This is a genomic window from Methanoregula sp. (assembly GCA_026625165.1).
GTDB lineage: Archaea > Halobacteriota > Methanomicrobia > Methanomicrobiales > Methanospirillaceae > MVRE01.
The window spans coordinates 1178249-1198372 of record CP112999.1 but is presented as its reverse complement, the minus strand read 5'-3'; the positions used below and the strand labels follow the sequence as shown (position 1 = coordinate 1198372).

The 20124-nt window shown below is 51.6% G+C and carries 20 protein-coding genes and 2 tRNA genes; 13 read left to right on the top strand and 9 right to left on the bottom strand.

Annotation, left to right across the window (positions count from 1 at the left end):
- Positions 1–11: 11 nt before the first annotated feature.
- Positions 12–1052, bottom strand: a complete 1041-nt coding sequence (locus OS112_06295) for a hypothetical protein (protein ID WAC04080.1) — start codon at positions 1050–1052, stop codon at positions 12–14.
- 392 nt (positions 1053–1444) lie between these two features.
- On the opposite strand from OS112_06295, the gene OS112_06290 reads away from it, so the two are divergent.
- The gene (locus OS112_06290; GenBank protein WAC04079.1) at positions 1445–2158 is read left to right on the top strand and encodes a hypothetical protein; all 714 of its coding nucleotides are present in this window, start codon (positions 1445–1447) and stop codon (positions 2156–2158) included.
- 34 nt (positions 2159–2192) lie between these two features.
- On the opposite strand, the gene OS112_06285 is transcribed toward OS112_06290, so the two are convergent.
- The gene (locus OS112_06285; protein WAC04078.1) at positions 2193–3296 is read right to left on the bottom strand and encodes a hypothetical protein; all 1104 of its coding nucleotides are present in this window, start codon (positions 3294–3296) and stop codon (positions 2193–2195) included.
- A gap of 245 nt (positions 3297–3541) precedes the next feature.
- Here OS112_06285 and OS112_06280 point away from each other — a divergent pair, with 245 nt between their 5' ends.
- From OS112_06280 to OS112_06255, 6 genes are all read left to right on the top strand, one after another.
- Positions 3542–5788: a polyprenyl synthetase family protein gene (locus OS112_06280; protein WAC04077.1), complete on the top strand. Its 2247-nt coding sequence runs from the start codon at positions 3542–3544 to the stop codon at positions 5786–5788.
- 59 nt (positions 5789–5847) lie between these two features.
- Positions 5848–5919 (top strand) — tRNA-Ala (locus OS112_06275).
- A gap of 91 nt (positions 5920–6010) precedes the next feature.
- A complete protein-coding gene (locus tag OS112_06270; protein ID WAC04076.1) occupies positions 6011–6640 on the top strand; it encodes a DUF47 family protein in 630 nt (209 codons plus the stop codon).
- Between the two features lie 5 nt (positions 6641–6645).
- Positions 6646–7830 (top strand): inorganic phosphate transporter, encoded by a 1185-nt coding sequence (locus tag OS112_06265; GenBank protein ID WAC04075.1) that lies wholly within the window; start codon positions 6646–6648, stop codon positions 7828–7830.
- A gap of 54 nt (positions 7831–7884) precedes the next feature.
- Entirely contained in the window at positions 7885–8514 is a 630-nt protein-coding gene (locus tag OS112_06260; protein WAC06149.1) for a DUF47 family protein, read from the top strand.
- Positions 8515–8545: 31 nt separating this feature from the next.
- Positions 8546–9577, top strand: coding sequence for an inorganic phosphate transporter (locus OS112_06255; GenBank protein WAC04074.1), 1032 nt, complete (start codon positions 8546–8548; stop codon positions 9575–9577).
- A gap of 141 nt (positions 9578–9718) precedes the next feature.
- On the opposite strand, the gene OS112_06250 is transcribed toward OS112_06255, so the two are convergent.
- From OS112_06250 to pyrH, 3 genes are all read right to left on the bottom strand, one after another.
- Entirely contained in the window at positions 9719–10366 is a 648-nt protein-coding gene (locus tag OS112_06250; GenBank protein ID WAC04073.1) for an endonuclease III, read from the bottom strand.
- A gap of 7 nt (positions 10367–10373) precedes the next feature.
- Positions 10374–10448: transfer RNA gene (locus tag OS112_06245), tRNA-Pro, on the bottom strand.
- 53 nt (positions 10449–10501) lie between these two features.
- Complete coding sequence (pyrH, locus tag OS112_06240; protein ID WAC04072.1) at positions 10502–11206, bottom strand: UMP kinase; 705 nt, start codon at positions 11204–11206, stop codon at positions 10502–10504.
- A gap of 43 nt (positions 11207–11249) precedes the next feature.
- On the opposite strand from pyrH, the gene OS112_06235 reads away from it, so the two are divergent.
- The 4 genes from OS112_06235 to OS112_06220 all read left to right on the top strand — a co-directional run bounded on the left by OS112_06235 (position 11250) and on the right by OS112_06220 (position 13677).
- The gene (locus OS112_06235) at positions 11250–11399 is read left to right on the top strand and encodes a hypothetical protein (protein WAC04071.1); all 150 of its coding nucleotides are present in this window, start codon (positions 11250–11252) and stop codon (positions 11397–11399) included.
- A gap of 27 nt (positions 11400–11426) precedes the next feature.
- Positions 11427–12440: an AmmeMemoRadiSam system radical SAM enzyme gene (gene amrS, locus OS112_06230; protein WAC04070.1), complete on the top strand. Its 1014-nt coding sequence runs from the start codon at positions 11427–11429 to the stop codon at positions 12438–12440.
- Positions 12430–12927, top strand: coding sequence for a hypothetical protein (locus OS112_06225; GenBank protein ID WAC04069.1), 498 nt, complete (start codon positions 12430–12432; stop codon positions 12925–12927). Before amrS ends, OS112_06225 begins: the two co-directional genes overlap by 11 nt.
- Positions 12928–13095: 168 nt before the next feature.
- Complete coding sequence (locus tag OS112_06220) at positions 13096–13677, top strand: carbonic anhydrase (protein WAC04068.1); 582 nt, start codon at positions 13096–13098, stop codon at positions 13675–13677.
- Between the two features lie 2 nt (positions 13678–13679).
- On the opposite strand, the gene OS112_06215 is transcribed toward OS112_06220, so the two are convergent.
- From OS112_06215 to OS112_06200, 4 genes are all read right to left on the bottom strand, one after another.
- The gene (locus OS112_06215) at positions 13680–14018 is read right to left on the bottom strand and encodes a hypothetical protein (GenBank protein ID WAC04067.1); all 339 of its coding nucleotides are present in this window, start codon (positions 14016–14018) and stop codon (positions 13680–13682) included.
- A gap of 80 nt (positions 14019–14098) precedes the next feature.
- The gene (locus OS112_06210) at positions 14099–14614 is read right to left on the bottom strand and encodes a ferredoxin:glutaredoxin reductase (GenBank protein WAC04066.1); all 516 of its coding nucleotides are present in this window, start codon (positions 14612–14614) and stop codon (positions 14099–14101) included.
- Positions 14611–14892 (bottom strand): glutaredoxin family protein, encoded by a 282-nt coding sequence (locus tag OS112_06205; GenBank protein ID WAC04065.1) that lies wholly within the window; start codon positions 14890–14892, stop codon positions 14611–14613. Before OS112_06205 ends, OS112_06210 begins: the two co-directional genes overlap by 4 nt.
- A gap of 244 nt (positions 14893–15136) precedes the next feature.
- Positions 15137–15634 (bottom strand): ferritin-like domain-containing protein, encoded by a 498-nt coding sequence (locus tag OS112_06200; protein WAC04064.1) that lies wholly within the window; start codon positions 15632–15634, stop codon positions 15137–15139.
- A 264-nt stretch (positions 15635–15898) separates the two neighbouring features.
- On the opposite strand from OS112_06200, the gene carA reads away from it, so the two are divergent.
- Positions 15899–16954 (top strand): glutamine-hydrolyzing carbamoyl-phosphate synthase small subunit, encoded by a 1056-nt coding sequence (carA, locus tag OS112_06195; protein WAC06148.1) that lies wholly within the window; start codon positions 15899–15901, stop codon positions 16952–16954.
- Positions 16954–20115, top strand: coding sequence for a carbamoyl-phosphate synthase large subunit (gene carB, locus OS112_06190; GenBank protein ID WAC04063.1), 3162 nt, complete (start codon positions 16954–16956; stop codon positions 20113–20115). Before carA ends, carB begins: the two co-directional genes overlap by 1 nt.
- Positions 20116–20124: the final 9 nt, after the last annotated feature.

The following is a 20124-nucleotide window of genomic DNA, read 5'->3' as shown; positions in this document are numbered from 1 at the left end:
TTCTTTATTTCTTATAAACGGGGAGGGTTATTCAGGCATAAGGGGCCGCTGGTTGCCATCCGATAGAGCGATAAATGGGTATCCCCGGCAGGGCTCCCACGCATGAACCTGCAGTATACAAGCGAGCAGGCACCTGCTGAAAGATACATTGAGCAGACAACAAGGAGATTTGAACTGATCACCGTCAATATGTCAAGCGAGAAGACAACTCCTACAGAGAGCGTTGCAAGGGTGCACATCCAGATAACAGCTACCGGTTTCATGCGCCCCGTTCCGGGAATGCGCCACCCCCTTCCAGCCGCAACGATCATTCCCAGTGAGGCATAGGGGAAGATGTAGAGAACACCGTACAGCGCTCCGCCGGCAATAAGAGTGCAGATGGTTGCAAACTCGACATTGAAGCCGGCGAGGGTGTAGATCTCCTGCGAAAAGATCACGATGCCCATGAGCGGTGCAAGGTTGAATGCATTCAGGGTTTTAACCGCCGCGTGTTCGCGGATATATCCCGATGCTGACGGACTCATGGAGTCGTACCACGAATTGAATCCTTCCATGAACCGGGAACCGGTATAACTCTTCTTTATCCGGCCATCCCGGAATTCCTTAACCTGTTCGACCGTCCCGGCAAGAGGTGTCAGGTAATACGTGAGGTATACAGGACAGATGTCGTGACCCGTGCCTTGGGCAACATACGATTGCGCTTTCTCGTCTGCACGGGCAGCAAGAGCGTCATCACCCACGTCCTGCCGCACCCGGTATAAATCAGCTTTATGCCGGTAAATCTCTGCGAGTTTTCGGTTTTTTTCTGTGTCAGACAAAATCCCGCTTTTTTGGATAGTATCGATGGCCGTGTTATAGCTCCCCAGCGCATCAGAATAGTCCCCACCCTGTTTGGCCCGATCGCCGTCCGCTATAAATTCATCGGCAGAAAAGAACACGCGATGTCTTGCCTCCCATGACCTGCGTATTGGGTTCTGCCATGTTCGGACATGGGGCGTGCCCGTTGTACTATCTGCAGAATCATCTGCAAGAACCGGCACTATGATGGTCATGGAGATAAAAATAACCAGAAGTATAAGAAAAAAACCGGGATATCTCATGTATGTGAATTCCGTACCATATCCTTTATACTTTACCATCATACGGTAGGCCGGGACGTCAGGAGGATTGGCATACCATTGCCCGGCCTGCCATAATGAAAAGGGCACAGACCAGATACTGCCCCGATCCCTCTTTTACTTCCCTGACAGCCGTAAGGGCATCATTTTTCCATAACCGGGCGTCCGGTTTTTCTGGATTTCCTGCGTTTTTCCCCGAAAAACTAATTGTGGTAGCTGGTTCAGGCCTGCCGTCCCGCCATATTTATGTAATCAGAAAAATGATATCCTCCTATCAGGATCAGGTTACCGGAAGAGAACCCATTTACCCGCAACGGGGATCTACGATGAACGCACAGGAAGCAGAAGCGGCATACCGCATGGCAAAAAGCCAGCTTGACTACGGCCAGATCGGATTGGATGAATTCAACCGGAGAATAGCGGAACTCAAGTACCAGGACAATACCGGCACATGGTGGGCGATCAGCCCGGCCGACGGCAGCTGGCTGAAATGGACCGGCAGTGCATGGGTGCCGGCGTTTGCGCAGGCACCGGAGCAGCCGGTCCAGCCTTCAGAAAAACCATCATGGTATATTCCCCCGGTCAGTAGCGGGCAGCAGAAACAGGCAGCAGCGCAACCGGCCACTGCCCCGCCCGTTCAGCAACCGGCAGCCCATCCGGTCGCCTCCTCGTACTACATCCCACCTGCAGGTTCTGTACAGCAGCCGGTCATCCCACAGCAAGGCAGGCCCGCTGTGCAGCCGGCTACTCCTGCTGTCAAACTGGCCCGGAACTGGGCAGGGATCGGGAGCCTTATCCTTGGTATCCTGTCATGGATACTCTACCCGTATCTCCTTGGTTTTGCTGCCATTATTGTTGGCGGGTATTCGGTGTATATGATAAAAAAGACAACCGGGAAGATCGCGTTTGTCGCAATCGCAGGTGTCCTGATAGGGCTCGCATCGATTCTGGTGGATAACTTCTACCTTTTCCTTTTTCCGTTAAATATCGATGACCCTCCATTAACACTAAAAACAATCTATCTCTTTTTTGTATTCTGATAAGATTATGATTTTTTTTTAAAAATTGAGGTTCTTATAGACGATTTTCCTTCTTTGTTCCCCAATGGCATGAGAGGAGGAGTGCACCTGCACTGGCGGTCAGGATCACCGTGACCGCAACCAGCAGCCCGGTGCTGAGTATGGCAACAGGATCGATTCTGGCAATGGCACTGACAATGACCAGAACGAGAACTCCCGCCCACAATGCTGCCACAGGTTTCAGCACCGCAGGTGCCGGGGTACTCCACCCCTTTCTTCCCGCTGCCCAGATGCCGAGGAAGAGGGCAGGGAGGAGGTAGATAAGTCCATAGAGCGCTCCGCCCGTGACAAGAACGATGAGTGCTGCGATTTCAGTGTTGAAACTGAGCACGGAATAGACCCACTGAGAAATAAGGACAATCCCGATGAGCGGGGCAAAGTCAGCCTGCATCACCGGTGTTACTGACGGATTTTCGTAGATAAACCCGGCAACTGCCGGGCTGAAGGAGTAGTACCATGCATTGAATGCCTTCATGAACCGGGACCCGATGTAACTGTCAGAGATCGGGCCGTCACGGAAATCCCGGATCCGTTGAACTTCACTTGCGAAGGGGGATTTGTTCATGACCAATCCAAAGAAACAGGGAAATGTTACGCCCGAGCGCTGGTTTTTAATCATTTCCTCCAGTTCATTGTTGGACCATTCGAAATCCTGTCTCCTGCGATCCTCTCTCACTCTCCATTGTGCCGCAACAGATAAACCATTAAAGTACCCTAATGACCCCTGACTGTAAAAGTCATTAACCTCTTTATCTATTTGTGGATCCCCCCCTGCTCTTGTGTTTACCTCATGGGCAGCATTTGCCGCTCCCAGCGCATATAGAGAATAACGGTCATAATAAGATCTATCACGATCTTTAGAGATACCTGCCGTTTTATCCCAATATTCGTCATGCAATTCGGAAATCGCCCGTTCATACTCCTGGTACGCGGTTTCGGGATATCCTTGTGATGCGCTTTCCTGCGCCCTTTGCGCCCAATCTTTGTCGTCCATGATCATTACATGTTTTGGCGCCAGGGGGTGCACCGCAGCAGCAGGCGGAACGAGAATAAGAAAGAGTGTCAGTAAGAGGAGGATGATCAGGATGCCAGATCGCATGCTTCTGAATCATATGATATAGGCAATAAATGTTTTTCTTTCAGGGGGTACCTTCACATATTTTCCTGCAGGCAGGAAGGATAAAATAATCTGTTGCAGCTTGCCATCAGTATCTTCCGAAGCATCGGTTTTTTCAAGGAACTCTTGAAATTACCAAATAGAGAATCAGGGATCCTTCAGGCTCACTTGTTGGTTCCAGATGAATGATCAAGGTCTTTATAGGCGATGCTTTCCCATTCTTTTCAATGGCTGCCGGAAGGAAAATAAAAAGCACGATCACATACCCACAGAACAGGAAAAAACCAGGCAAAAAAACCGCAGTTTCCCAAAGAAATCTAGGAATTGCCAGCGAATCCCCTCAGTTCGGCAGCACCATTGAATGGTGGTTTGTCCACGGATCTTTTGATGCTCCGTGTTCAGGCCGCCAATATTTTCTTGCAACGATATTTCGCTACACTGTTTCCCAAAAGAAAAAAAACCCTTCCGACGGGTATTACCTGATCCTGTCAATGCTCAACCCCGCCACCGGCCAACACGACGTTGTCAGCCGGGGCGAGCAGGAAGCATTGAAGTGGATTGTTTCCCAAAAGAAAAAAAAGAACAGGAAGTCCAACCTTGATCCCTGTTTTATCGATACGTACCTCGATGAACTCCGTTCCTACGGCCCGCCCTCGCCGCTCTCACTAGAACAAAAGCGGGCTTCTGTCTCGCTGGAACCTTTTTCCATCTGCTGGAAAGATTTTTTGTTTTCCCAGTCAGAATCCCGGTTTCACGTCGCATTTGACGCGCCGGTAAGTCAGGTGCCGTGCTGTTTTTCCCTCACCCCGGTGAGCCCCCGTGGTTTTATCGACGGTACTGGCTCTTCGTTTCAACATCGTATGGCATATTCCACGTACCCGCGTCTTCAATTGAACGGCACGTACGGAAACGAGGAGGTCTGTGGAACGGCATGGCTGGATCACCAGTGGGGAAATACCAGCTGGTTCCTCTCCCAGCAATCCGGGGGGAATGTCTATGGATGGGACTGGGTCGGGATGAATGGCGATGACGGATCCGACTGGATCATCTTCATCTCCCGCGATATGCAGAGCGAAAAGGTTGTAGGGCAGTTCATCGCCGTGTTCAAGGAAGGAGAACGAACCCGGTTTTACCGTAATTTCACCGCTATCCCGACCCGGTTCTGGGAGAGTAAAAGGACACATATCCGGTTTCCCGTCAGCTGGCGCTTTGAAATTCCGGAAATTTCTGCAACAATCACGGTCGATGCACTTACAGACGATCAGGAGATCCCCCTGTTCGGCTACATGCGGGCATTCTGGGAAGGTGTGGCCACAGCAACCGGAATCGTTAGTGGCAGGCGGTTTACGGCAAACGCAAGGCTCGAGTTACAGGGATACGGGTATATCTTCGATTTCAACCAGTACCTGCAGTTCCATTCCACTAGGATCGATGATTGCATCAGGTCATTCTTCCCACCGAGAATGACTCCGGCCCGGTACAGGCAGTTCGCCGGGACTCCCAGGTATCGGCACGAAACGACCGCATGCAACGCAGTGATCACAGCTCCGGTCTGGGACCTCCTCTCCCGGAAGAAAAAGTACTGGCGGCCGGTATTTAGTACACTCATGCTCGAGGCGCTCGGTGTCAGTTCGGAAAAGTACAGGATGTTGTTGTCAGTCGTTCCCGAACTGACGCATACCGGGACCTTAATCATCGATGATATCGAGGACAATGCGACAACGAGGAGAGGGGACGCCTGCATACATAAGAAGTATGGCATCGATGTCGCTGTCAATGCCGCAAACACCCTGTATTTCCTCCCCTCTGTACTTTACGGCTGGCACCCGTGCTTGACCGATCAGCAAAGGCTTGAGTTTTATAACCTCACACTTGATATGTTCATTAAAGGCCACTTCGGGCAGGCACAGGATATCTTCTGGACAAAAAATCTTTCAAGCAAAAACCTTGCTGCCTGGTCCAGTAATCACCTGCCGGAAAAGATCCTGCAGATGTATACATTCAAGACAGCATCTCCGGCGATTGCAGCTGCAAAGGCAGCCTGCATCCTTGCAGGTGCTGACAAACGTACACGGAACGCATGCGTATCCTTTGCCAGTGCACTGGGGGTATCGTTCCAGATAATGAATGATATCCACTGTTTCACCGGTTCTCAAGATGCTGGTGACGGCCGGTATGACGATCTCGCATCCGGCAAACTGACGTATGTCATTGTCAGGGCTCTCGACCTTCTTGGAACCCGTGAAAGCAGCAGACTTTGCAGGATCCTCTGTTCCCGTCATCTGAGATCGAACCCAAAGTCTCTTTCTGAGGGAATCGGCCTTGTGAGGAAATCCGGCGCACTGGATGAATGTACCCGGGAGGCATCATCGATAATCGAGGATGAATGGATGACATTCTCCCAAGTCCTACCCCCATCCGAACCGAAAATGATGCTTCGGGTTTTTTCCCGGAATCTTGTTGCCCCTCCTTAAAACAGGGGGGTACCTCATAAACAATTCTTTTAACCAATGCCATACAACTACATAAGAGCGGGCCGATAGATCAGGGGTAGATCGCTTCCTTGGCATGGAAGAGGCCGCGGGTTCAATTCCCGCTCGGTCCATGGTTTTATCGTCGCTGATATTTCGCAAATCCTTCGCACAACAGCCATACTATTTTTATGCTCGCGGGACAGCACAGATGTAGGAACGATCATGCGGATCCGTGACCTGATACTTCCCGAAGACCGCGTATTTCTTAGACTGTTTGCCAAAATGGCAGGAACGATAAGTGAAGCGGCGACTGTACTTAACGAGATCACCCATGAACTGCCGGGCGGGACGGAAAAGGCGCACCGGGTCCGGCAGATCGAACATAACGGTGACGAGATCACCCGGCAGGTATACGAGAAACTCGATGAGTCATTGATTACCCCGCTCGAACCGGAAGAGATCGCCCGTCTTGCACCGGTCATGGACGATGTTCTGGACAGGATCGACCGGGTAACCAACCAGATCTGCACGTACGGGCTGACGGAATCCAGTGATGTATTAAAGGAGTTCTCGTACCTTGTCCTGTTGTCGGCAACCGAGATACAGCATGCGATCACAAGCCTTGCTACCTTGGACAAACCCGAAGAAGTCCGGTCTCATGCCGGCGAGATCAACCGGCTCTACAACCTTTCGATCGAGCTTCAGTCACGTGCCGTGCTCGACCTGTTCAAGACAAAAGACCTGCTGCTCATCATCAAGTTAAAGGATATCTTTGAGGGTATGGGCAGGGTGATGGAAAAGTGCAATGATGTCGGGCATGCACTCAATGACATCTCGATGAGCCACAGCTGAACGATATGGAACCGCTCATCCTTTTCGGGATCGTTCTTGCGCTTGCACTCAACTTCGTCAACGGGCTCAACGATGCATCTCACTCGATTGCAACCGTTGTCGCCACAAAGGCGCTTTCCCCGCTTAAGGCGACGCTTCTTTCCGGCATCTGCAACATGCTAGGCCCGTTTATCTTTACAACCGCTGTGGCGCACACGATCGGTACAGCGATCATCGCACCGGATGCACTGACCCCGCTCTCCATTGTGGTTGCCATGCTGGTCTCGATTGTGCTGGTCTTTGTCGCCACCCGGTCTGGTATCCCGATCTCAAGCAGCCATGCAATGGTGGGAGCGATCCTTGGCGCCGGTATTGGTGCTTCAGGATTATCCGCAGTGGTACTTCCGTCCTTAAAATCCCTGGATATTGTCATCATCGGGGGGATCGCCGGTGCATGTGCAGGTGCTTTAACGCTGGTGATTATTACGGTCATGCTCAAGGGAGACTGGAAACCCGTTGCCGGTGTCGGTGCGACCTGCGGTGCAGCTGTCGCAATTCCTGTCCTGATGATACTCGGCATCTTAAAACTGAACGGTATCCTTGGGATCGTCCTGTTTATTTTCATCTCCCCGATACTCGGCCTGACCGCCGCGTTCCTGTTCGATATCCTTGTCTCGCATCTCTTCAGGCATTCCCGGCAGAACAGGATGCGCAGGATCTTTCAGCCCCTCCATGTTATCGCCTCCCTCTTCCAGGCAGCAGGCCATGGTGCAAACGACGGCCAGCATGCAGTCGGTGTGATCACCGCCCTCCTTTTCTCTGCCGGGATGCTGTCCGCATTTGACGTTCCCGTCTGGGTAGTGCTCCTGTCGGCAATCGCGATGGGGTTCGGCACGTGTTTTGGCGGGTGGCAGGTGGTGGACAAGATGGCAAGAAAGATCACGAAAATCCGGCCATACCAGGGGTTCTGTGCCGCGACAACCGGAAGCGGAGTCCTCACGCTTGTCACGGTATTCGGGATCCCGGTCTCTTCGACGCATGTCATTTCCGGCGCGATTGTCGGTGTCGGTGCAACCCGGGGGAAAAATGCGGTGCAGTGGGATGTAGTCCGGGAAATGATGACCGCATGGGTGATCACCATCCCCCTCGCCCTCATTATATCATTTGGAGGGTATTATCTCATCGCAGCACTCATTCAAGGTCTTGCCTGATGGTAAAATCGCCACATTTTTTACCTTCCCTGCCTGATGATCGGTAGGGTTATTATGGGAATTCGGGAATTGTTAATACCACAGGACAAGGTTTTTTTTGACCTGTTCGAGCAGCAGGCCGGGATCGTGAAGGAGGCAGCGGGAAAACTTTTGAACCTGACTGAGGATTTCACAAGTGTAAAAGAGAAACGGCAGGGAATTGAACATCTCGAACACAGGGGGGACCAGGTCACTCATAATATCTACGAGGAGCTGAACCGGACCTTCATCACCCCGCTTGAACCTGAGGAGATCTCGCGCCTAGCCTCAACGCTCGACGAGGTGCTGGACTATATCGACGGGGCAACTGAAAAGATGTTCTATTACGGTATTGAGACGACCGATGTCCACATGATAGAACTCGCCAAGCTGATCCATATGCAGACTGCAGAACTCGAGAGTGCGATCAGGGGCATACGCTCGATTAAGAACCCAAAATATATTGAGGAACGCTGCATCGAGGTGAACAGGCTGGAAAATCTTGCTGACGATGTGCTTGCCCACGCGATAACCGACCTCTTCAGGACCCAGCACGCGATCACGATCATAAAATTAAAGGATATCTACGAGCATCTTGAGACGGCGACTGATAACTGCGAAGATGTGGCAAACGTACTCTCCGACATCGCGATCCGGCACTCGTGAGTTCATTAGCAGGAACCTGTGAGAGGATTACATGATCGAAGCAACGTGGGAACTCATCGTCGTCATCATCGGGATCGCTCTCATTTTCGATTTTACCAACGGATTTCATGACTCTGCCAATTCGATCTCCACGGTTGTTTCCACAAAAGTCATGTCTCCAAGAAGAGCGGTTGCGTTTGCCGCATTCTTTAACTTCATCGCAGCATTCGGATTCGGGGTTGCTGTCGCGAGCACGATCAGCAAAATCATCCAGCTCGAACTGGTTGAAACAGCAGTAATCCCCTTTATCGTGCTCGGAGCCCTCATTGGTGCGATCTCTTGGAACCTGATCACCTGGTATTTTGGCCTCCCGACTTCCTCATCCCACGCGCTTATTGGCGGCGTCTCGGGAGCAGGTATTTCAGCAGCAGGAATCACGGCAATCAAGTGGTCAACGGTCGAGCTCGTTGCCACGTTCATGATCGTCTCCCCGGTCATCGGTCTTGCCTGCGGGTTCGTTTTCATGGCGGTGGTACTCAACCTGACAAAAAAAGCCAACAAGGCGTCCGCCGAGCACTATTTCAAGAAGCTCCAGATTTTTTCGGCCGCGGCATACAGTTTCAGCCACGGGACAAACGATGCCCAGAAGACCATGGGCATTATCGTGCCATTGCTCTTTTCCATCGGGTATTTCGGTGCCGGTGTCGACCCGAACCACCTGCCCGTCCCGTTATGGGTGATCCTTGCCGCCCATGCGGCTATCGCTCTTGGGACTTTAGCCGGCGGCTGGCGCATCGTGAAGACCATGGGATACAAGATCACGAAACTGCGCCCGGTGCATGGATTTGCGGCAGAGACGGCCGGCGCGACAACTATTATTGGGGCATCCATTGCAGGGATCCCGGTGAGTACGACCCATATTATATGCTCATCAATTATGGGAGTTGGTTCGACCATGGGCATCAGCACGGTGAAGTGGGGGGTTGCAAGGACTATCATGTGGGCATGGATCCTCACAATCCCCGTCAGCGCCTTAATCGGTTTTATATCATTCTCGGTTATCCGTATTTTTATCGGGTATTGAAAAACGCATTTTTGTCAGCAGAAAAAGTAAATTTTAATAATATTTCTGGTAAATATCTGCCGTTCTCAGGAGTGAAGGGCAACCCGGGGAAGATTTTACGGATTTGTTATCAGAGATTTTCAGTGAGCCCGCCTTCAAGAATCAGGTTTTTTGAGCCCTGGCATAAAGGCAGTAACGCTTGACAGGACATACATTGCACCGGGGTTTTTTTGCATTACAGCATGCTCTCCCGTGAGCGATCAGGAGATCGGTGAGGTCACCCCACTGTTCCCGTGGAAATACCTCCATCAGGTCCTGCTCAATTTTGTCCTGCTCACTGTTATCTGAAAAACCGATCCGCTGGGCAAGCCTACGGACATGGGTATCTACTGCAATACCGTCGTTTTTACCCAGCGCGTGATACAGGACGATGTTTGCAGTTTTGCGCCCGACACCCGGGATCTTCAGGAGTTCGTCCATCGTCTTTGGAACAATTCCGTGAAAGTCCGAAAGCAAAGTCCGTGATGCCGCGATGATGTACTGCGCCTTCACATGAAAGAACCCGAGGCTGTGGATGATCCGTTCAACATCATCAATCTTTGCCTGTGCGAGAGCAGCCGGGGTTGGATATTTGATAAATAGCGGTTTTTTCACAAGGAGCACTGCACGGTCGGTTGTCTGTGCGGAGAGGATGGTCAGGATCAGGACCTCAAAAGGCGAACCCCTGCTGTGCATTGCAGGGGAACCGGATGCATCGGGATACCGCTGCACAAGGAGCGAATATATTTTTTTGGCAGTGGTTTTTTGCATGAAACAATGGGGTAGGGCGGATTCGAACCGCCGTCAAAGCGTCCCAAACGCTCTAGGATGGACCAGGCTACCCTACTACCCCTGCGCTCCTACAGTATTGCGCAGTACGTTACAAATACCTGCCGTTCGCTCGTGTTATACCGGCAGCGGTTTGCCCTTCTTGTCGCTCACAATTGTGCCGGTATAGGTACCTGAGAGCACCGCGGAGCGCAGGTTTTCGGGATTTGTACCATCCAGCACGACAAGGGGGATACCGCTTCTCTCAACTACACGGGCAGCGATGATATCAAGGACTGTATTGATGCCGGCGACCAGCTGTGCTTTTCCCACGATCTCGATGAGATGGCGCGGGGTGAGGTAATCGTACCGCACAGCATTCTTGTCTTTTTTCGGGTCCGCGGAGTAGATGCCATCGACCGATGTCACGTTGATGAACACGCTGGCATGCACACGCTCGGCAAGTACGGCCGCAACCGCGTCAGTGGTCTGCCCCGGGGTGATCCCGCCCATGACCACGCATTTTTTGTGCTCGGCATACTTTTTGGCCTCGGCATGGCTTTCCGCAACCCGGGGATAGGCGTCATCGCCCAGCGCGGCAACAAGCATGGTGGCATTGAGCCGGGTGATCAGGATCCCGATCTCATCTGCAGTACCTTCGTCAATACCGAGACTCCGGGCTGCTTCGATATACCGTCGCGCCTCCCCGCCGCCTCCGACTACCACGAAGATCTGGTGGCGGGATGCGATCTCCCGCAGCACGGGAACGTACTTCCTGATACGGTTTTTTTCAAGCGCAGGCATCAGGACAGAACCACCCAGCGAGATGACAACCTTCTTCATTGCACTAGTTTTTGTGCCGGATGGTCATATAGAGTTGTTGAACATGATCTACTGCCCCGTATGCAAAAGCCCTGACATATTCCCGGTTGCGGGGGGATATATCGGGCAGGTATACCTCTGCAAGGCATGCAAATACCGCGGCTCGTTTGTCCTTGAGGCTGATGATAAAGACGATGAACTAAAAAGAGTATAACAGGTTTTTAATGGGGGATATCCCGTAATGCATGAAGCGCTCCGGTACCAGAAACAGGAAAACGATACGGTATCGTGCTCGCTCTGCAGCCATCGCTGTACGATAAAAGAAGGCGGGCATGGCATCTGCGGGGTCCGGATCAACCGGAAGGGGACGCTCTATGCCTCCACATATGCAAAGATCAGCGCCGAGGCAATCGACCCGATTGAAAAAAAACCGCTCTTCCATTTTCTTCCCGGTACCCGGTCATATTCGCTGGGGAGCATCGGCTGCAACTTCCATTGCCGGCATTGTCAGAACTGGCACATATCGCGGGCGGAACCCGATACGGAAATGCTGCGGGCACTTCCTCCGGAAGAAGGGGTTGCGCGGGCTGTCGGAAGCAGGAGCGCAAGCATATCATGGACTTATAATGAGCCGACAATCTGGTACGAGTATACCCTTGACATGGGCACGCTTGCCCGGGCAAAAGGGCTGGGAACGGTTTATGTGACAAACGGGTATATCACCGAAGAGGCGATGCGGGAGCTCGCCCCTATGCTCTGCGCGTTCCGGGTGGACATCAAGGCATTTTCCGATGATTTCTATCGTAAAGTCTGCGGCGCCCGGCTCCAGCCGGTGCTTGATTCGGCTGCGCTTGCAAGGGAACTTGGCATGCATGTCGAGACCGTGACGCTTGTCATCCCGGGTTTGAACGATAGCATGGAGGAGCAGTCTGCGCTCATCGCCTGGGTGATCGATCACCTCGGCCCGGCGACACCGATGCATTTCTCCGCATTCCACCCGGACTACAAGATGACCGATCGCGGGGCAACACCTGTTGCGACGCTTGAAAAAATCTACAACAAGGCAAAGGCGCTGGGTTTGCGCTTCCCATATCTCGGCAATGTCTTCAGCAGCCCGTACGAAAATACATATTGCCCGTCCTGCGGGGCTACCCTTATCGAGCGGCAGGGATTTTCAGGCAGTATCCGGGAACTCGACGGGCACCAGTGCAGGAACTGCGGGGAAACCATTGAGATCGTAACACATGTCACATAAACAGGAAGGCAGGACGCGATTTGTCGCAGACCGGATGCTCGGCACCCTGTGCCGGTATCTCCGGCTCATGGGATATGATACCATCAGTGCAAACAGCCTGTCAGAGGGAAATTCATCGGAAGACACCCTCCTTTTGCGGATTGCACATGACCAGCGGCGTCTTCTGCTTACCCGGGACCGCGAACTGGCAACCCGTGCCGGGCCGGCAGGAGTCCTTATAACTTCCGATGATGTGATCCGGCAGGTGACCCAGCTCCGGGATGGTGCCTTCATCGAACCGGAAGTACGGATGACCCGGTGTTCCCTCTGCAACACGGAATTACGGGAGGCTTCCTGTGACGAGATTGCAGGAGCTGACTATGCTCCAAAAGACAACCAGATCTTTACTTTTTTCTATTGCCCGCACTGCAATAAACTGTACTGGGACGGTTCTCACGGGAAGCACCTCGCTGACAGGATTGCACGGCAGATGGGCGTGCGGGATTGATAAAAAAGAGAACCTAATGGCCAGAAGGCCGGGTTGGCATATCCTTTAACCTGATATGGTGCGGGATTATTCCGAAAGGTTCATTGATCCTGCATTCCCACCCGGAATTACAGGACAGGCAATGGTCCTGTCATCGCATTGATACATACTCAAAGGACAGAAGATACCATGATCGACCATTTGTTATCTGGAAATGCAAAATTCAGGGAAACTGCATTCAAACAGAACCATGAACGTTATTCGGAGCTTGTGAAAGGACAGCAACCACCGGTTCTCTGGATTGGGTGCTCGGACTCAAGAATCCAGACCGGGCACATCACCAATACGATGCCCGGTACGTTATTCATGCACCGGAATATCGGGAATATGGCACCGGCAAACGACTGGAACCTTGCAACGGTCCTTGAATACGGGATCAGGCACCTGAAAGTGCAGCACATCGTCATCTGCGGGCACTCGGACTGCGGCGCAATCAAGGCCCTTGACAAGGAGCTGGAGGATGTTTACATCCCCAACTGGCTGAACAACGCTGCTGAAGCAAAGAAACGGGTTGACACAAAGATTAAAAAACCTTCAACAGCGGCTGAGCAGAAAGAACGATTACGGATGATCGAGCAGGAGAATGTCCGGCTCCAGATCGAGCATCTGAAAACGTACCCGCTGGTCAGGGAGGTTCTGATAAAAAAAGAGATCTCTGTCCACGGGCTCTACTATGATCTTGAGAGCGGTGCGCTATCAAAAATTGTATAAAATCACAGGACTTTTTCAATCTCTTTTTTTATTCGTTCCAGCGCAATCCTGCCGATGGGTGTCACCCTGCCGTTGATGATAACCATGGGGAGCGCCGGGTGGTGGGTTTCGATGATTGACTGCAGTTGGGGGGGTGTACCCTTGTCAAGCAGGGTGAGTTGTATGGATATTTTGTTTCCGTACTCATCCATAAGCACCTTTTTGAGAGCATCGAATGCTACAGTCAGTTTCCCGGTAGGATAGCACTCAACGAGCCTGCAGGTGCGCTCTTCGTTGCAGGGAAACGGGGAGCAGTCGGCATTTTCAAAGCCGGCAATTTCTATATGGACTGTATCTGACATACCTCCTAGGTTGGCGCAGACGGTATTTGAGGGTTGGGAATTCTGCAATAATTTTTGGGTAAAGAAAATAATAGGGTTATTCAGATAAAACGTTCGAACCTGTCCTTTGGTACCTTGCATATCGGGCAGATCCCCGGGGGTTGTTCTCTGGCACAGAGATAGCCGCATACCTTACACCGCCAGACAGGAAACGGCAGTGCCGGTATCAGGGCTGTCGCGGCAGTTTTAGGTGACTTCGGTTTTTTCCGATCTATGCGCGAGGGGCGGCGCTCTGGAACCGGTGCGAGTTTCTGTGTGCCTTTTTCTATTGCGTCGCTCACGTATAATGCACAATAGCAGGCGCCATAATCACCGAGGTCGGGGTCCCGGTAATCACAGGGGCAGATGATATCAAGATCCTCCTCTTTTTTACCGGTGGCAAGGCGGCAGGGGCAGGCCCGGTAACCGTACCGCTGTTCATTTTTAAGCAGCCCCCCGACAAGGTTTTTTGTAAAATCCATATCCGGGTTCAACCGGTACCCCCCGTCTTCCGCCTCTTTTTTTAAAGCAGTATATGTTGCATCGACAAGTGAATCAGGGTTAAGAGGGAGCGTCATTTTCCAAATTCCTCCCTGATCTGACTCTCCTGGTACCCGATAATACATCTTGCGTTATCAATTACAAGCGTCGGAAATGATCCCTTCGGGTTCCATCGTTCCATTTCTGAAAGTGCCCGGTCCTGTTCCTTTTCATCGAGCAGGTCCACATAGACAAAATCAAATTCAACACCAAGGTCCCTGAGAAGCTCTTTTGTCTTGTTGCACCACTGGCAGGTGCTTAAGGCATAGAGCATCAGGTTACCGGCCTTCCTGCCGCTCACATGTTCGACGCTCATGATACATCTCACATTCTTGTCAATGGCAGAAGATTGAGATGAATAGTATTTAAAAATGGGGATAGAGGGTTTATGGCAACCCGGTGATACCTGTCACATTTCATCGGAACAGGAGTTGCAGGATGAGGGATCCATGAACACAAATAAGAAAGGAAATTTCAAACCTCAGGTTCCCCGGTCATCGGGCACTTTAAATCGGGTAATAAGTTTCCCGTCCTTCTGGATTATGACAGGAAAAAAGCGTTCACCTTTCCCGCATCATCACTTCGATATCCTCAAGCAGTGCCTGGAGGTCTTCCTCGTGTTCGACTTCCTGCTGCAGGATTGTAAGGACGATGTTATAAGTGACCGGGTCCTTGTCTTTGGTCTTTTTTAACAGGGCGTTATATGTCCTGATGGCGCACTGCTCCCCTTTGATGTTCTGTTCGAGCACCTTGATCACATACGGGTCATCGGGGGCATCATACCCGCAATTGGTAAGTTTGTACCATTCCTGAGGTTTTGTTACCGGTGTTCCGCCAAGCTGGATGATCCTTGTCGTAAGCAGGGTGGCATGCGCCAGTTCTTCCGTTGCATGCAGGGTGAGCTCGGCAATTACTGCCTCCTTGTTCGGGCCTTTCACGATTTTGGAACCAATCCAGTACTGGTAATAAGCGAGCCATTCGTCACTGAATGCCTTGTTGAGAATTTTGACAAGTTCCGCGACATTGGTATCAACAATCTTGCGTCCTATTGTTCCCATGAACTTCACCTTTTAATCAATTTTTTTAAGATAAGGCATGTGAATATCAACCCTTCATCTTTTTATTCATATGCCTCGTTCATGGGAACCCGATTGAATAAAACCAATGGCAAAACCAGGGAGATAATTAAGGAATTTTTATTCCTGCAATAATATTCCATTGTCCAACATAAGAAAAATTATCGATTCGATCAACGACGGTCAAAAGGTTAATGCACCGACACTATCGTTAATAACTATTCGGGCACACTACATATGGAAATCATGAAGGCGGTTCTGGGTCTTGAGGATGGTCAGTCTGTTGTCGGGGAGGGATTTGGAGTCGAAGGTGAAGTCGCCGGCGAACTGGTGTTCAATACCCAGATGACCGGCTATATGGAATCGCTCACCGATCCAAGTTATTTCGGCCAGATCCTGATGTTTACATTCCCGCTCATCGGGAACTATGGGGTTGACCTGCAGAACTTCCAGAACCCAAAAGTCTGCGCCCTTGGGTGTGTCACAAAGGAGATTTGTGAAAAACCAGCCGCCTTACCCTCAATCCGGACATTTTTTGAAGAACAGGGACTTTACGGCCTTACGGGTGTGGATACCCGTGCCCTTACCATAAAAACCCGTGTACATGGCACGATGCGGGCAGCACTTGTTGTCGGCAGTGATGACGGTGAGTATGCTGTACGGCTCGCAAAGAAGGCGCCGGATATTTCAGATATCACCCCCATCCCGCAGGTGTCCTGTAAAAAGCCATATCATATCAAGGGGAATGGAAAGCGGATCGCGATCATAGACCTTGGCATAAAAAAGAACATGATTACAAGCCTTGTGCGACGGGGTGCCGACCTTTACGTCTTTCCCCACAATGTCATCTCTGATGATATCCTTGCATGTAAACCGGACGCCATTTTTATCAGCAACGGCCCTGGCGATCCAAAGCAGGCAAAAGCGGCAATAAAATGCACAAAAACCCTGATCGGCCAGTTGCCTGTCTTTGGGATTTGCATGGGAAACCAGATCGCTGCATTGGCTCTTGGGGGAGACACCTACAAACTCAAGTTCGGCCACCGTGGAGCCAACCAGCCCGTGCGGTACAGGGACGGGCGTATCTTTATCACGACACAGAATCACGGGTTTGCAGTAGATGCCGCATCTCTGCCTGAAGGGTGCAGGATCTCGTACACCAATGTCAATGACGGCACGGTAGAAGGGTTTGAGAATGAAAATCTTAAGCTCACCACCGTTCAGTTCCATCCCGAAGCATTTGGCGGTCCGAGGGACACAGAAGAGCATTTCTTTGACTCGCTCTTCAGGAGGATCTCCTGATGCCAAAAAAAGCATATATAAAAAAGGTGCTGCTCATCGGATCGGGGCCGATACAGATCGGGCAGGCAGCTGAATTTGATTTCTCCGGCTCGCAGGCATGCCGCGCGCTGCGCGAGGAAGGCCTGAAGGTTATCCTTGTCAATTCCAACCCGGCAACAATCCAGACCGATCCCGAAATGGCCGACGAGATCTATATTGAACCGCTCAAATCAAACATCATTGCAAAGATCATCGAAAAGGAGAAACCCGACGGGATCCTTTCCGGAATGGGCGGGCAGACCGGACTCAATCTTACTGCCGAACTTGCCGAGATGGGGGCGCTCAAGGGAGTTGAAATCCTTGGTACCCCGCTTGAGGCGATCTATAAAGGAGAAGACCGGGAAAAATTCCGGGACCTTATGCAGTCAATCGGCGAACCTGTCCCAAAAAGTACGATCCTTAATAGTCTCAGCCAGATTGACGAAGCGATTGCCGCAGTGGGCCTTCCTGCAGTTGTTCGTCCGGCATATACATTGGGCGGTGCCGGTGGCGGAATCGCTCTCAGCCGCGAGGAACTGGTGAGAATTGTTGAACTGGGGCTCTCCCGTTCGCGCATACACCAGGTGCTTATCGAACAGAGCGTTATGGGGTGGAAAGAAGTCGAATTCGAGGTGATGCGGGATGAAACCGATACCTGCCTCATTGTCTGTGGGATGGAAAACGTGGACCCCATGGGTATCCATACTGGCGAGAGTGTGGTCGTCGCCCCGATACTCACCCTGCGGGATGACGAGTTCCAGAAGCTACGCAGCGCTGCAATCAAGATCATCCGTGCACTCGATGTCCAGGGCGGCTGCAACATCCAGTTTGCATTCCAAGACGGGGACTACAGGGTCATCGAGGTGAACCCCCGTGTCTCCCGTTCATCAGCACTTGCATCAAAAGCAACCGGCTATCCCATTGCACGTGTCGCCGCAAAGATCGCAATCGGCCTTCATCTCGATGAAATTATGAATACAGTCACCGGTTGTACCCCGGCATCGTTTGAACCAACAATAGATTATATTGTCGTCAAAGTTCCCCGCTGGCCTTTTGACAAGTTCAAAGGAGCCGACCGTACGCTCTCTACATCCATGAAGAGTACGGGTGAAGTGATGGCAATCGGCAGAACCCTTGAAGAGGCATTCATGAAGGCGAAGCGCTCGATTGACACGGATGACACCCCCCATACGAGCCACAGCGAGATCCGCATGATCCTTTCCCGACCGACTGACGAGCGGTTCCACTGCCTTTTCGATGCATTCCGGCAGGATTTTTCAATAGACGAGATTGTCCAGCTCACATCCATCACCCCGTTCTTTTTAGAAAAGATCAAAAACATCGTTGAGATGGAAAAGCACCTTGTTGAGAACCATGACGCTACAGATGTCATTGCAGCAAAACGGTACGGGTTTTCCAATGGTGAGCTAATAAAGATCACCGGGATTTCACAAGAAATTATCGAAGAGATGGCAGGTGTTCCTACCTACAAGATGGTGGATACCTGTGCAGCGGAGTTCCCTGCAAGCACGCCGTATTTTTACTCAACCCGCGAGCAGATTTGTGAGATAGTCCCTAATATAAAACAGAAGATCCTGATCCTCGGATCGGGGCCAATCCGTATCGGACAGGGGATTGAGTTTGACTATTGCACTGTGCATGCCGTAAAAGCGCTGCGGGAAGAGGGTGTTGAAGTACATATCGTCAATAATAATCCGGAAACTGTGTCCACTGACTTTGATACATCAGACCGGCTCTTCTTTGAGCCAATGCAGCTTGAGGATGTGGTAAATATCTTAAAAAAAGATGATTATGCCGGGGTCATGGTCCAGTTCGGCGGACAGAATGCGGTGAACCTCGCCGTTCCTATCGAACAGGAGATAAGGCGCCTTAAGCTTAACACAAGGATCCTTGGCACAAGCCCGGATGCGATGGATATTGCCGAGGACCGGGACCGTTTCAGCGTCCTGCTTGACAAGCTCAAAATTCCAAGTCCGCCAAATACGTCCGCCTATTCCGAATCCGATGCAAAGGAAAAAGCAGAGAAGATTGGGTATCCGGTTCTGGTCCGCCCCTCGTACGTTCTCGGAGGCAGGGCGATGGAGATCGTCTATGATGCGACTGAACTTGAGCGGTACATGAAGGAGGCGGTACGGGTGAGCCGGAACCATCCGGTGCTGATCGATTCCTATCTCCAGAACGCGATTGAGCTTGATGTAGACGCGGTCTGTGACGGCACAGAGATACTGATTGGAGGCATCATGGAGCACATCGAGCAGGCAGGCATCCACTCGGGTGATTCGGCGTGTGTGATCCCCACCCAGTCCCTCTCCCCCGCAGTTCTTGAACAGGTTCGCGATCATACCCGCAGGATTGCGCTTGGACTTGGAGTCATCGGGCTGGTAAACCTCCAGCTTGCTGTTAAGGATGATATTGTCTATGTCCTCGAAGCAAACCCGAGGGCGAGCCGGACTGTACCGTTTGTATCCAAAGCGACCGGTCTCCCAATTGCAAAGATTGCCGCAAAGGTGATGATCGGCAAGAAGCTGTGCGATCTCGGGTACCACGAACGGGAGATCAGGCATGTGGCCGTCAAGGAAGTGCTGCTCCCGTTTAACAAACTGCTGGGTGTTGATACGATGCTGGGTCCGGAGATGAAGAGCACCGGGGAGGTGATGGGTATCGATTATGACTTCGGGCTCGCATTTTACAAGGCATCCATCTCGGCAGACAACGAACTCCCGCTCAAGGGCAACATCTTCCTCTCTGTCAACATGGAACAGAAAGACGAGGTGATACCGATTGCACAAAAACTGCGCGACCTTGGGTTGATACTCTATGGAACGGAAGGCACGGTTGAGTACCTTCACGGAGCAGGGATTGAAGCACATCTCGTGCGCAAGGTGCAGGAGGGCTCGCCGAATGTCATCGATATGATGCGCCACGGGGAGATCCGGCTCATCATCAACACCCCCACCGACAAACAGTCACGGCTGGACCACTACCAGATCATGCGGGCTGCGGTGGATTACAGCATCCCTTATATCACGACGATTCAGGCAGCGCGTGCGGCAGCGCTGGCTATTGATGCAATCCAGCGGGAGAAGATGACTCTCGAGCCAATCGGGCATTATATTGGATAAAATATGCAG